The sequence below is a fragment of the Streptomyces sp. NPDC014870 genome (genome assembly GCF_043081505.1).
Classification (GTDB): domain Bacteria; phylum Actinomycetota; class Actinomycetes; order Streptomycetales; family Streptomycetaceae; genus Streptomyces.
Genome location: NZ_JBIBWQ010000002.1, coordinates 756,411 through 769,629, shown reverse-complemented (window position 1 = coordinate 769,629; position 13,219 = coordinate 756,411). Strand labels below are relative to the sequence as shown.

The 13,219-nt window shown below is 74.1% G+C and carries 12 protein-coding genes; 4 read left to right on the top strand and 8 right to left on the bottom strand.

The features are described from left to right. Window positions 1-33 precede the first annotated feature (33 nt). On the top strand, window positions 34-528 hold the full coding sequence (locus ACF09C_RS08005) for a hypothetical protein (RefSeq protein ID WP_392089968.1): 495 nt from the start codon (window positions 34-36) through the stop codon (window positions 526-528). Here the strand turns inward: ACF09C_RS08005 and ACF09C_RS08000 are convergent. From ACF09C_RS08000 to ACF09C_RS07965, 8 genes are all read right to left on the bottom strand, one after another. Then, on the bottom strand, window positions 522-1,745 hold the full coding sequence (locus ACF09C_RS08000) for a sensor histidine kinase (RefSeq protein WP_392089966.1): 1,224 nt from the start codon (window positions 1,743-1,745) through the stop codon (window positions 522-524). The two genes, ACF09C_RS08005 and ACF09C_RS08000, sit on opposite strands and share 7 nt — an antisense overlap. Further along, the gene (locus tag ACF09C_RS07995) at window positions 1,742-3,526 is read right to left on the bottom strand and encodes a cation acetate symporter (RefSeq protein WP_392089964.1); all 1,785 of its coding nucleotides are present in this window, start codon (window positions 3,524-3,526) and stop codon (window positions 1,742-1,744) included. The genes ACF09C_RS08000 and ACF09C_RS07995 overlap by 4 nt, the downstream gene beginning before the upstream one ends. Before the next feature lie 15 nt (window positions 3,527-3,541). Beyond that, window positions 3,542-3,946 carry a hypothetical protein gene (locus tag ACF09C_RS07990; RefSeq protein ID WP_392089961.1) on the bottom strand — a complete coding sequence of 135 codons (405 nt, stop codon included), beginning with the start codon at window positions 3,944-3,946 and terminating at the stop codon, window positions 3,542-3,544. A 122-nt stretch (window positions 3,947-4,068) separates the two neighbouring features. After that, on the bottom strand, window positions 4,069-4,821 hold the full coding sequence (locus tag ACF09C_RS07985) for a LytR/AlgR family response regulator transcription factor (RefSeq protein ID WP_392089959.1): 753 nt from the start codon (window positions 4,819-4,821) through the stop codon (window positions 4,069-4,071). 43 nt (window positions 4,822-4,864) lie between these two features. Then, window positions 4,865-5,737, bottom strand: coding sequence for an Fpg/Nei family DNA glycosylase (locus ACF09C_RS07980; RefSeq protein WP_392089957.1), 873 nt, complete (start codon window positions 5,735-5,737; stop codon window positions 4,865-4,867). A gap of 37 nt (window positions 5,738-5,774) precedes the next feature. Continuing rightward, window positions 5,775-7,148 carry a wax ester/triacylglycerol synthase family O-acyltransferase gene (locus ACF09C_RS07975; protein WP_392089955.1) on the bottom strand — a complete coding sequence of 458 codons (1,374 nt, stop codon included), beginning with the start codon at window positions 7,146-7,148 and terminating at the stop codon, window positions 5,775-5,777. A gap of 181 nt (window positions 7,149-7,329) precedes the next feature. Continuing rightward, complete coding sequence (locus ACF09C_RS07970; protein WP_392089953.1) at window positions 7,330-9,435, bottom strand: SpoIIE family protein phosphatase; 2,106 nt, start codon at window positions 9,433-9,435, stop codon at window positions 7,330-7,332. Between the two features lie 54 nt (window positions 9,436-9,489). Next, complete coding sequence (locus ACF09C_RS07965) at window positions 9,490-10,722, bottom strand: DUF6777 domain-containing protein (RefSeq protein ID WP_392089951.1); 1,233 nt, start codon at window positions 10,720-10,722, stop codon at window positions 9,490-9,492. Between the two features lie 175 nt (window positions 10,723-10,897). On the opposite strand from ACF09C_RS07965, the gene ACF09C_RS07960 reads away from it, so the two are divergent. The 3 genes from ACF09C_RS07960 (at window position 10,898) to ACF09C_RS07950 (ending at window position 13,205) form a co-directional block, all read left to right on the top strand. Next, window positions 10,898-11,443: a DUF1990 family protein gene (locus ACF09C_RS07960; RefSeq protein WP_392089948.1), complete on the top strand. Its 546-nt coding sequence runs from the start codon at window positions 10,898-10,900 to the stop codon at window positions 11,441-11,443. A 100-nt stretch (window positions 11,444-11,543) separates the two neighbouring features. Next, window positions 11,544-11,714, top strand: a complete 171-nt coding sequence (locus ACF09C_RS07955; RefSeq protein WP_392089946.1) for a hypothetical protein — start codon at window positions 11,544-11,546, stop codon at window positions 11,712-11,714. Between the two features lie 33 nt (window positions 11,715-11,747). Continuing rightward, a complete protein-coding gene (locus ACF09C_RS07950) occupies window positions 11,748-13,205 on the top strand; it encodes a lipase maturation factor family protein (protein WP_392089944.1) in 1,458 nt (485 codons plus the stop codon). Window positions 13,206-13,219: the final 14 nt, after the last annotated feature.

Here is a 13,219-nt window from a genome sequence, read left to right as displayed (position 1 = left end):
GCCGACCGACATGTCCGGGAGAAGGTGGGAGCGTTGCTGCCCGAGAGTACGAACGGCACCAGCGGGGGCGGACTCGCCGTCCCGATGGCCTGGCTGTGTGCCGAGTTCATAGCGGACGATCTGCTGCGTGCGGGCTGCCTGGTGGAGCCCGGCACCCTGGAGTACCGGGCCGGCCGGCAGACGCTCGCGCTCACCATCCACCTCTGCGAGGGCGCGGACGCCCACGGCGGCGCCAGGACCGCGGGCCGGCTCGACGAGTGGCTCTGCCGCACCTCGTACGACCACCCCTGGCCGCAGTGGGTACGGGCCCGGCTCGCCGGGCGGACCCGCGCCGGTGAGGACGGACCGGACCTCGCCATGGCCAAGGAGACCTGGCGGATCCTGGAGGCGACCAGCGTGCGGGCGGCCGACCTCGGCGGCCTGCCACCCGCCGGCTTCGGTTTCCCGGTCGACGAGTGCGACCAAGTCTGGGTTCCCGCTTGGCAGTTGGGACTGCCTCTCGGGCATCTGGCCCTGCACCTCTACTGATCGGAGGACCGGCCGACCGTCGGGTGGACCCCCGGGCGGTACTTGGGGATCCGTACCGTCACCTTCATGCCCGCGCCGAGCCCGGTCTCGATGACCAGACCGTGCTCCGCCCCGTACACCTGGCGGAGCCGTTCGTCGACGTTGGACAGGCCGATGCCGGAGCCGGTGGGGCGCTCCCCGAGCAGGATCGCGCGCAGCACGGCCGGGTCCATGCCCACCCCGTCGTCCTCGATCACGACGACGGCCTCCGCGCCCGCGTCGCGGGCTGCGATGGTGACCCGGCAGTCGTGCACGCTGTCCTCCAGGCCGTGCTTGACGGCGTTCTCCACCAGCGGCTGGAGGCAGAGGAACGGCAGGGCCACCGGCAGCACCTCGGGCGCGATCTGCAGCGTCACCTTGAGGCGTTCGCCGAAGCGGGCCCCGGCGAGCGCCAAGTACTGCTCGATGGCCCGCAGTTCGTCGGCGAGCTGGGCGAACTCGCCGTGCCGGCGGAAGGAGTAGCGGGTGAAGTCGGCGAACTCCAGGAGCAGCTCCCTGGCTCGCTCGGGGTCGGTGCGGACGAACGAGGCGATGGCGGCCAGGGAGTTGAAGACGAAGTGCGGGGAGATCTGGGCGCGAAGAGCCCTGATCTCCGCCTCCACGATCCGGGTCCGCGAGCGGTCCAGCTCGGCCAGTTCGAGCTGGACGGAGACCCAGCGGGCGACCTCGGTCGCCGCCCGGACGAGGACGGCCGACTCCCGCGAACCGTAGGCCACCAGTGCGCCGAGCACCCCGTCCTCACCGGTCAGCGGGGCGATCACGACCCAGCGCAACGGGCAGGCGACATCGGCGCAGTCGGTGTGCGCGGAGAGGCTGCGACCGGAGTCGAGGAGCGGCCCGACCCGCTCCATGACCTGCTGCCGGTGGTGGCTCTCCCCCGGACCGTCCCAGGCGAGGACGGCGGACCGGTCGGTCAGGCAGAGCGCCTCCGTGCCGAGGAGCGGGCGCAGTCGGCGCACCGCCTTGCGCGCCGTCTCCTCGGTGAGTCCGGCGCGCAGCGGCGGGGCGGCCAGCGAGGCGGTGTGCAGGGTGTGGAAGGTGGCGCGCTCGACGGGCGTGCCGAGGTCGAGGTCGGCCGCCTTGTCGCCGCGCCGCGTGGCGAGCCGCCCGAGGGCGAAGCCGAGCAGAAGAAGCACCGCCGCGGCGGCGCCCGTCGCGGCGAGTTCGATCCCGGTCATCCCCCCTCACCACCCCCGCGCGCCTCGACCCGTCCGGGCTCGACCCGTCCGGGCTCGGCCCGCACCGGTCCGGGACGGCCGGTGAACTCCTCCGGGAGATGGAGGCGGGCCAGGAGCGCCGGGGTGCCCGGCGGGATGTGCCGGGGGGTCGCGAGGGACACCAGGATCATGGTGAGGAAGCCCAGCGGCACCGACCAGATCGCCGGCCAGGCCATCAAGGTGTGCGGCCAGCCCTCGTCCGGCAGTCCCGCGCGGGTCGCCATCACGGCGGTCAGCGCGGAGCCGCCACCGAGCAGCAGCCCGGCCGTCGCCCCCGGCGGGGTGAGCCGGCGCCACCAGATGCCGAGGACGAGCAGCGGGCAGAAGGAGGAGGCGGAGACCGCGAACGCCAGGCCGACGGCGTCGGCGACCGGGACCTTGGAGGCGAAGACCCCGGCGGTCAGCGGAACGGCCGTGGCCAGCAGGGTCGCGAGCCGGAAGTGCCGTACGCCACGGGAGGGCAGCACGTCCTGGGTGAGGACGCCTGCGACCGCCATCGTCAGGCCGGAGGCGGTGGAGAGGAAGGCCGCGAAGGCCCCGCCGGCCAGGAGCGCGCCCAGCAGGTCGCCGAGCACCCCGCCGAGCATCCGCTCGGGCAGCACGAGCACGGCGGCGTCGGCCGCCCCGGTGAGCGCGAGCTCCGGGGCGTAGATCCGGCCGAGCGCTCCGTACACCGGGGGCAGCAGGTAGAACGCGCCGACGAGCCCGAGGACCACCAGCGTCGTGCGGCGCGCGGCCCGGCCGTGCGGGCTGGTGTAGAAGCGGACGGCCACGTGCGGCAGGCCCATCGTGCCGAGGAAGGTGGCGAGGATCAGCCCGTACGTGGCGTAGAGCTGGTGTCCGTCGCGGCCGCCGGCCAGCGGCTGGGACCAGCCGAGGGGGTCGGCGCCGTCGGAGACCCGGGCGGGGACGGGCGCGCCCTCGGGGAAGGCGAGCGCGGTGCCGCCTTCGACGCGGTGCGGCCCCTCGTCCAGGGTCACGGTCCGTCCCTCGTACGGCAGGGAGTCGACGCGGCCGGTGACGGTGAGCGTGAGCGGGGCGTCGAGTTCGATCCGTACGGTGTCGGCGACCTTGACGACGGTGTGCTCGCGGAAGACGGCGGGGGCGTCGAAGCGGACGCGCGGCGCGTCGTCGCCGAACCAGGCGGCGGCCAGGAAGAGCGCGGGCACGAGCAGGGCGGTGAGCTTCAGCCAGTACTGGAAGGCCTGGACGAAGGTGATGCTGCGCATGCCGCCCGCCGCGACGATCCCGGTGACGACGAGGGCGACGAGGAGTCCGCCGACCCAGTCGGGCGCCCCGGTGAGGATCTCCAGGGTCAGCCCCGCGCCCTGGAGTTGCGGGAGCAGGTAGAGCCAGCCGATGCCGACGACGAAGAGGCTGGCGAGCCGGCGGACCTGCGGGGATTCGAGCCGGGCCTCGGCGAAGTCGGAGAGGGTGTACGCCCCCGAGCGGCGCAGCGGGGCCGCGACGAGGACCAGCAGGACGAGGTAGCCGGCGGTGTAGCCGACCGGGTACCAGAGCATGTCGGGGCCCTGGACGAGGACGAGGCCCGCGATACCGAGGAAGGAGGCGGCCGAGAGGTACTCGCCGCTGATCGCGGCGGCGTTGAGCCCGGGCCGGACGGTGCGGGAGGCCACGTAGAAGTCGGAGGTCGTCCGGGATATCCGCAGGCCGAGCGCGCCGATGAGCACGGTCGCGACGACGACGGCGGTGACGGCGGTCACCGCGTAGGTGTGGTTCACGTCCGGCCCCCGCGCTCAGCGGCCCTCGACGAGGCGGGTGAAGTCGCGTTCGTTGCGTTCGGCGCGGCGGACGTACCAGTGGGCGACGGCCCAGATGACCGGGTACACGCCGACGCCGAGCGCGATCCAGACGACGGCCTCGGGGGCGGGCAGCGCGAGGAGCAGCGGCAGCGGGCCGACGCACAGGGCGAGCGCGCCGAGCGCGGTGAGCGCGGCCCGCAACTGGCTGCGCATCAGGGAGCGGACGTAGGTGTGGCCGAGGGTGGTCTGCTCGCTGATCTCGGAGCGGGCGGGCGGATGGCCGGGAAACCGCCGCGCGGGCGGGCCGCCGCCCTCGCGGAGCGCCGAGGCGCGCGTGACGGTCTCGCGCCGGGGCCGGCGCGGCGTGGGGTCATCGGACGTCGGTGTCCGCTCCGGCATCGGGCGACCTCGCAGGGGCTGGGGAGAGTCCGCCGGGCCGGACCTCGAGGACGCGACCTGGGGAGGCAACGGAGTCTACGCAGCGGTGTTCACGCACGGTAGAGGCTCCGGCCACCTCTTGGTCAGCCGCCCGCGCGGCGCATCAGGAGGTCGCGCAGCGGGCGGGCGTGGCGGCGGCTGACGGCCAGTTCGGTGGTGCCGAGGCGCACGGAGGTGGCTCCGCCGTCGAGCCGGAGTTCGTCGATGCGGGCGAGGGCCACGAGGTGGCTGCGGTGGATGCGGACGAAGCCGCGGGCCGCCCAGCGCTCCTCCAGGGTGGAGAGCGGGATGCGGACGAGGTGGCTGCCCTCGTCGGTGTGCAGGCGCGCGTAGTCGCCCTGGGCCTCGACGTAGACGATGTCGTCGACGGCCACGAAGCGGGTGATCCCGCCGAGTTCGACCGGTATGTGCTCGGGGGTGGCGGGCGAGGCGGGTCCGGCGGAGGCGTGCACCAGTTCGCTGACCCGGCGGACGGCCTCGGCGAGGCGTTCGCGGCGCACCGGCTTCAGGACGTAGTCCACGGCCTTGAGGTCGAAGGCGTGCACCGCGAAGCCCTCGTGGGCCGTGACGAAGACGATCAGCGGCGGCCGGGCGAAGCCCGCGAGCAGCCGGGCGAGGTCGAGCCCGGTGAGCCCGGCCATGTGGATGTCGAGGAAGACGACGTCGATGGCCTCGTCCCCGTCGGGGCCGGCCTCCAGGGCGCGGCCGATCCTGCGCAGGGCCTCGGTGGCGTCGGTGGCACCCTCGGCGCCGCGGATCCGGGGATCGGCGCGCAGCAGGTAGAGCAGTTCCCCGAGGGCCGGGGCCTCGTCGTCGACGGCCAGTACGCGCAGCATGCGGCGGAGTCTAAAGGAGCGCTCCGAGACACCCCCTGGACGTCTACTTCAGGAACTTGGACGTGCGGCGGTCGGCGAGCGGCTTGCCGCCCGTCTGGCACGTGGGGCAGTACTGGAGCGAGGAGTCGTGGAACGACACCTCCCTGATGGTGTCGCCGCAGACCGGGCAGGGTTCACCGGTCCGGCCGTGGACGCGCAGGCCGCTCTTCTTCTCGGCCTTGAGCCTGCCCGCCGCGAGCCCGTGGGAGCGCTCGACCGCCGCGCGCAGGGTGGTGCGCATCGCCTCGTACAGCAGCGCCGTCTCGTCCTCGGTCAGGTTCTGGGTCGGTTTGAAGGGGGACATGCGCGCCACGTGGAGGATCTCGTCGCTGTAGGCGTTGCCGATGCCGGCGATCAGGCTCTGGTCGCGCAGGGCGCCCTTGAGCTGCCGCCGCTCCCCGGCGAGCAGGGCGGTGAAGGTGGCCAGGTCGAAGTCGTCGGCGAGCGGGTCGGGGCCGAGCCGGGCGACGCCGGGCACCTCCTGCGGGTCGCGGACCAGGTGGACGGCGAGGCGTTTGGTGGTGCCGGCCTCGGTGAGGTCGAAGCCGTCGCCTCCGGTGAGCGCCGTCCGCAGGGCCAGCGGTCCCTTGCCGGGGCGGGGCGGCCCGGAGGGCAGCGGGTCCCGCCACTGGAGCCAGCCCGCGCGGGCCAGATGGACCAGGAGGTGGAGGCGGCCCGCCGGCCCTTCGGTGACCAGATCGAGGAACTTGCCGTGCCGGGCGACACCGGTGACGGTGGCGCCCTCGACGGCGTTCAGCGGCGGGTCGTACGTCTTGAGCACGCTGATCGCGACGGGCAGCGCGCGGGCGATCTCCTTGCCCACCAGGTGGGTGTCGAGGAAGGCGCGGAGCGCTTCCACCTCGGGCAGTTCGGGCATGGCACCACCCTGCCTCAGCCGTGGTCCGGGCGCGCGCTCAGCCGGCCGCCCCGTCGAGGAGGTCGAGTTCGTCGACGAGGGCGGCGGCCAGCGCGTCGAGGTCGGGGACCGCCTTGCCGTCGGCGACCAGGCCGATGTGGACCCGGCCGCCGTACGGGGACATGGCGACGGCCAGCGACTGGCCCCGGGCGAGCGGGGCCATCGGGAAGAGGGTGCGCAGCGGGGCCCCGCCGAGGGAGAGGGCCGAGCGGGGCAGCGGCACGTTGGTGACGAGGACGTCGAAGAGGAGCCGGGCGGCGCCGCCGGCCAGCGGAGCGCCGAAGCGGTGGGCGAGCGGGGGCAGTTGGTCGGCGAGGACGGCGACGGCTCCGGCGCCCCGCAGCGGCCCGTCGGCCTTGTTGCGGTCCATGTCCCGGCGCACGGCGGCGAGCCGGGCGGCCGGGTCGGGCTCGGTGACGGGGAGCGCGAGCAGGTAGGCGGAGAGGCTGTTGCCGGTGCCCGCGGGGGCGCCGGGCCGGCGCCGGGAGACGGGGACGAGGGCGCGCGGGTCGGCGCCGGGGAACTCCGCGCCGCGCCCGTCGAGCCACCGGCGCAGGGCCCCGGCGACGACGGCGAGCAGCACGTCGTTGGCGGTGCCGCCCGCGCCGCGCCGGACCCGGTGGACGCGGTCCAGGTCGAGCACGGCCGTGGCGACCCGGCGGGTGCCGCTGGAGTCCGCGGCGAGGGCGGCCGTGGCGGGCGCGTCGAGCCGGCCGGCCCGGGCGACGGAGGCGCCGACCACGGAGGCGCCGACCTCGACGGCCCGGCCGAGGTCGCCGAGCCGCTCGCGGGCGGCGCCCATGATCCGGCCGGGACCGGGGAGCCAGGAGCGCGGGGTGACGGAGCGGGGCCTGCGGGCGCCCGCCGAGCGGCTGCCGACCCTGCGGGTGACGGCGGCGATCTCGTCGAAGATCCCGGCGCCGATGGCGACCGCCCGCATGCCGTCGGCGAGGGCGTGGTGGAGCTTGACGAGGACGGCGAACGAGCCGTCGGGCGCGCCCGTGAGCAGGTACATCTCCCAGGGCGGCAGCCCCCGTTCGACCGGCCGCTCCATGAGTTCGCCGGCCAGCCGGGCGGTCTCGGCGCCGAAGTCGGCGCCGGGCAGTGCGATCTCGCGCACGTGCCGTCGTACGTCGAAGTGCTTGTCGGTGCTCCAGGCGGCGCCGCCGACGGGCAGCAGGACGTCGCGGACCCGCATCCGCAGCCGGGGAACGGCGGCGGCGCGGCTGCCCAGGAGTTCCAGGACGGCGGACGGGTCGCCGTCGGCGGGGAGCGGGCCGAAGTGGGCGAGGGCGCCCAGGTGCATGGGGTGGTCGGAGGACTCGAGGTGCCAGAACGCCAGGTCGAGAGGTGCCAGAAGCTCGCTGCTCAAGGTGTCCCCATCAGCGGGTGCGGGTCGGGAAGGACGGGAGAGGGGTGGACGGCGGAAGCGGAAGGACGGGAGGGGCGGGGTGGACGGCGGAAAGGTCGAGGTGGACGGCAGGAAGGGCGCGGGCGGGCGGCGGGAATCGGGTGGCTGGAAAGCGAAGTCAATCGCGTACGGTCGGTTACGGTCAAGTACGGTCTGTATACGCGGGGTTAATAATGAACTCGCACCACACGCACTTGCCGCTGCCTCGCGACTCGACACCCCACACGTCCGAGAGCCGGTCCACGAGCATCAGTCCACGGCCCGAGACGCCCGCCTCCCCCGCCTCGCGACGGCGCGGCAGCGCGCTGGACCGGTCCTCGACCTCCACCCGCAGCCGCCGTTCCGGGCCCGCCAGCATCCGCAGGGTCACGATCGCCCCGGCGTCGGTGTGCATCAGCGCATTGGTGATCAGCTCGTCGGCGACCAGCTCGATCTCGTCCGAACGCTCGCCGGCGCCCCAGGCCCGCACCGCGGCCCGGATCATGTGCCGCGCCGAACTGAGCGCCTCCGGGTCGCTCTGCGCCACGTGCTGCTGGAGCCGGCCGCCGGGCTGCGGGAAGTACTCCCCCTGCCGCCGCAGCAGCAGGAGCGCCACGTCGTCCTCGCCACCGCGCTCGTCCACGACCTCGCAGAGGTGGTCGGCGAGCTGCTGGAGGTCGCGCGGCCCGCCCCGGACGAGCGAGGAGAGCCAGCGCAGCCCCTCGTCGAGGTCGGCGCCCGGCTTCTCGACCAGGCCGTCGGTGTACAGCAGGAGCGTCTGCCCCGGGGACAGCTCCAGGGTGGTCGCCGGGTAGTCGAGCCGGGCGAACTCGGCCGACAGGCCCAGCGGCAGCCCGCCGTCCACCGGCAGCCGACGGCAGCTCCCGTCGGTGTCCTGGAGCAGCGGGTCGACATGACCGGCGCGGACCACGTTCAGGATGCCCGTGGTGAGGTCCGCCTCGACATAGGTGCAGGTGGCGAAGCGCTCGGTGTCGAGTTCGTGCAGGAAGACCGAGGCCCTGGCCATGACCGTGGCGGGGCTGTGCCCCTCGGCGGCGTACGCGCGCAGCACGATGCGCAGCTGCCCCATCACGGCCGACGCGTGGGTGTCGTGGCCCTGGACGTCGCCGATGACGGCGCCGACCCGCCCGCCGGGCAGCGGGATGATGTCGTACCAGTCGCCGCCGATGTCCCGGCCGAGGCGGGCGGAGCGGTACCGGACGGCTATCTGCGCGCCGGGCACGTCGGGGATGCGGCGCGGCAGCATCGCCTGCTGGAGCCCCTCGGCCAGGTCGTGGTCCTGCTCGTAGAGCATGGCGCGCTTGAGGCTCTGCGCGATGCTGCTGCCGAGCGCGACGAGCAGATTGCGCTCGTCGGGGCTGAAGCCCGTCCGGTCGCTGTAGAGCAGGCCGAGCGCGCCGATCGGCCGGGCCTGCGCGATCAGCGGCAGATACGCGGCCGACGTGATGCCGAGGCCGCTGATGTGGGGCCACAGGATCGGGTACGACTCGGCGAAGTCCTTCGGGGACTCGATGAACCGGGGGGTGAGGGTCCGGATCACCTCCCCCATCGGGTACGGCTCGTCCACCCGGGTGAACCGGGTGCCGGGGACGAAGGCTCCTTCGGGTCCCTCGGCGACGAGGTGGATCCGGCCCGCCTCCAGCAGCCCGAGGACGAGGCTGGTGGCGCCGAAGTACTCCAGGCCGTGGGAGTCGTTGAGGATGTCGATGACGTCCTGGACGGTCCGTGCGTGGGCGAGGGCCGCCGTGGTGCTCTCCACGACGCTGGTGCGGGCGCGCCGGCCCTCGTCGAGGCCGAGCCGGGCGGCCTGCTCGCTGACCTCCTCCGAGGCGTCCCTGACGATGCCGACGATACGGACGGGCCGGCCGCTGTCGTCCCGTTCGATCTGGCCCTCGGTGTGCGTCCAGCGCGGGGTGCCGTCCCGCAGCCGGACCCGGAAGTACGCGCCGTAGTGGTCGCTGCCGTCCTTCAGCGCGTGGCTGACGAGCGTGTCGAGCAGCCGCCCCTCGTCGGCCGTGACGCGCGAGCCCAGGGTCGTGGGGTCACCGTCGTACTCGTCGGGACGCAGGTCGAAGACCCTCAGGGCGCCCTCGTCCATGGCCATCACACCGGTGAGCAGGTTCCAGTCGAAGCTGCCCATCCGGAACGCCCGGCCGTAGTCCCGGAGGAAGCAGCACGTCAGGCCCGCCGGCCCCGACTCACAGCGGCAGGGCACCACCGCTTCGCCTCCCGCGCTTCCCGCGCTCATGGGGCCACGCTAGGCGCAGCCCCGTCGGAGCGCACGGCGGAGATCATCGCTCGCTCAGCCCTCGAAGGTCTCCGGCTGCTGGGGAGCCGTGTCGCTGGGGAACAGGTCCTCGAAGGAGGGCCCGTCCGTCTCGGGTGCCGGTTCGGTCTCCGGCAGGGGTTCGACGGGCGGTTCCGGGGCGGTCGGCTCGCTCGGGGTCGGGGTGGGGCAGCCGGGCGGGATCGACGGCGTCCCGGTGTCCGGGGAGGTCGTGTCGGGGATGCCGGTCGGCCCCTCCGAGGGGGAGGTGGCGGGCGGCAGCGAAGGGCAGTCGGTGGTCGGTGAGCCGTCGCGATCCGGGGACGCGGGCGAGGAGGGGTCGCCGGGGGCCGTCGGCTCGCCCGGCGCGGTCGGGCCGTCGGTGACCGAGGGGGACGGTACGGGGATGGGCGTACCGGTCAGGTGGCAGTCGGCGGGGTCGCACGGCGGGGTCACGGCAGGGCGGGTGTCCCGCTCGCCGTCGGTGCCGGTCTTCCGTTCGATCCAGGTGTTGTCGTCGACGTTCACGATGACCAGGCTGTTCACGACGGTGGTCGTCGGTGTGATGACGACGACGCGGTCGGGGTGGTAGCCGCCCCAGGGCCGTCCCTTGTGGGTGGCGCCCGGGACGGCGACCGGTGAGCGCAGCGGGTTGCCGCAGGCGCAGCGGACGCGGGGCGTGCCGTACTGGTCGACGAGGACCGCCGTGCCGGCCTGGAGCACGGACTGGAACGCGGTGGGGGCGCCGTCGCGGTAGCCGTGGTTGGTGACCCGGGTGTCGGCGCGCAGGACGACGGGAGTGAGGCCACGCAGCCAGCCGGCCAGCGAGGTCTCGGGGAGGCCGGCCGCCTCGGCGAAGGCGCGGGCCTTGGCCCGGTCCTCGGCGAAGAAGGCGACCTGCTGCTCGACGTCGCAGCTGGCCACGGAGCGGGTGCCGCCGTAGAGGCCGGGAGTGGAGCCGATGACCTCGCGGACGGTCTGCGCCGTGGCGGACGGCGCGGGGGTGTCGGGCGGGGCGGTCGTGGGGCGACCCGGGGTGCCGGCCGTGGCCGTGGAGCCGGTGAACGGATCGGGCCCCCGGGCGGCGAGCGGCTGGAGGAGCACCTCCTGGGCGGCCGCCGTGGCGGTGGACCGGTCCGCGCCGTTGCCGCCGCCCTTGTCGCCCGACGAGCAGCCCGTGAGCAGCAGCACGGCGCCGAGCGTCGCGGCGGCGAGCGCCCTGTGTGCGGTGACGTGGGGCCGTGACGACCGGCGTGTCGGTGAGCGCACGTGGTTCTCCCGCCTCTTTCCACCCCGAGACATTCCTTCATGTCTGTCGCACCGCGCGCCCACCCGCAAGCGGGGCGGGTCCGAGCGGGCGAGAAAGAGACTTGAACACGTTCAAGGGAAGCCCTACCCTCGGAACCAGTCGGTTTGAACACGTTCAAGCGGAGGAATCGCCCCCATGGCCCGTCTGATCCGCGACCTCGCCACGCCCGCCGCGCCCGCGGCCTTCACCTACCGCGAGGTCGGCGCCACCGCGCGGGACTTCCTCCCCGGCGGCTACCAGCACCTCCACCACATGGTCCGCGTCGGCCGCGGCCGGGACGCCTTCGAGGCGGCCGGGGCCGCCGTCACCACCTGGCGGATGCACCGCGCCTCGGGCGCCCGGATCAGCACCGAGGCCGTCCGCGCCGCGCCGGGCGCCTTCGTCGAGGTCTCGCTGGGCCTCGGCCCGGTCCGTTTCTCCGCACCGTGCGAGGTGGTCTGGACGGCGTACGAGGAGGACCGCGTCGGATTCGCGTACGGCACGCGCGCGGGGCACCCCGAGAGCGGCGAGGAGTCCTTCGTCGTCGACCTCCACCCCGACGGCACGGTCTGGTTCACCGTCACCGCCTTCAGCCGCCCGGCGGCCTGGTACACGCGCCTGGCGGGACCGCTCGCCCCCGCCGCCCAGCGCGCCTACGCGCGCCGCCTCGGCCGGACCCTGCAGCGGGTCGTCGCGGGCTGAACCGGGGGCGGCCGCCCGGGCGACGCCCGGGGCGATACCCGGGGCGATACCCGGGGCTACGCTCTATCTGTAGGGAAATGTTCCGATCCGGGAGGCGGCCGTGAGCCAGTCCCAGTACGACATGTACAGCACTCCCTCGCAGGCCGAGGGGGAGCGTCAGGAAGACGACATGGACGCGCTGCAGCGGGACCACCGGCACCCCGCGACCGAGCGCACCACGCCGTCGCAGGCCGAGGGCCAGCGGAACACCGACGAGGAGGAGAAGGCCTGACGCCCGGCCCGGACGGCGCCGATACGGGAAGCGATGGAGTGGTTCACCGCACCGGACTACTGGCTGAGCCGGATCGTCTTCCAGCGCGGGCTCGCCGGGCTCTACCTGGTGGCCTTCCTCTCGGCCGCGCTGCAGTTCCGGGCCCTGATCGGCGAGCGCGGCATGCTCCCCGTACCGGAGTATCTGCGCCGGGTGGAGCCGCGCCGGGCCCCCAGCCTCTTCCACTGGCGCTATTCGGACCGGCTGTTCTCGGCGGTCTCGTGGAGCGGCGCCGCGCTGGCCCTCGCCCTGGTGGCGGGCGCGGGGGACGCGGTGCCGCTGGCCGTCTCGATGCTCTGGTGGGCGGTGCTCTGGGCGCTGTACCTGTCGATCGTCAACGTCGGCCAGACCTGGTACGGATTCGGCTGGGAGTCGCTGCTCCTGGAGGCCGGGTTCCTCGCGGTCTTCCTCGGCAACGACGACACCGCGCCGCCCGTCCTCGTGCTGTGGCTGCTGCGCTGGCTGCTCTTCCGCGTCGAGTTCGGCGCCGGACTCATCAAGATCCGCGGTGACCGCTGCTGGCGGAACCTGACCTGCCTGTACTTCCACCACGAGACCCAGCCGATGCCCGGCCCGCTGAGCTGGTTCTTCCACCATCTGCCACGCCCGCTGCACCGGGTCGAGGTGGCCGCCAACCATGTCGTCCAACTCCTTGTCCCAGTGCTCCTGTTCACCCCGCAGCCGGTCGCGACGGTGGCCGCCGGGCTGATGGTGGCGACCCAGCTCTGGCTGGTGCTCTCGGGGAACTTCGCGTGGCTGAACTGGCTGACGATCGTTCTCGCGCTCGCGGCGATGGACGGCTCGCTCGTCGTGGGCGAGCACCCTCAGCCGGACCCGCCGGTCTGGTTCGTGGTCGCGGTCGTCGCCGTGACGGCCCTGGTCCTGGTCCGCAGCTACCGCCCCGTCCGCAACCTGCTCTCGCGGCGCCAGGCGATGAACCGCTCGTACGACCCGTTCCACCTGGTCAACTCGTACGGCGCGTTCGGCACGGTCGGCCGGATCCGGGACGAGATCGTCGTCGAGGGCACCGACGACCCGGTCCCGCGGGAGGACACGGCGTGGAAGGAGTACGGCTTCAAGGGCAAGCCGGGCGATCCGCGCCGGCTGCCGCGCCAGTTCGCTCCGTACCATCTGCGGCTCGACTGGCTGATGTGGTTCGCGGCGCTCTCCCCCGTGTACGCCCGCGAGTGGTTCGGGCCGTTCGTCGAGCGGCTGCTCGACGGGGACCGGGACACCCTGCGACTGCTGCGCCACAACCCCTTCCCCGACGCTCCCCCGGCCCTCGTCCGGGCGCGGCTCTACCGCTACCGCTACACGACCTGGCCCGAGCTGCGGGAGACGGGGGCGTGGTGGCACCGCACGCTGGTGCGGGAGTACCTGCCGCCGGTCGGGCTCGGGGCGCCCGGACATACCCGTGCCCCCGGGCGCGGGGGCGGCCGGGGGCACGGGTGAAGCGGTACGACTCG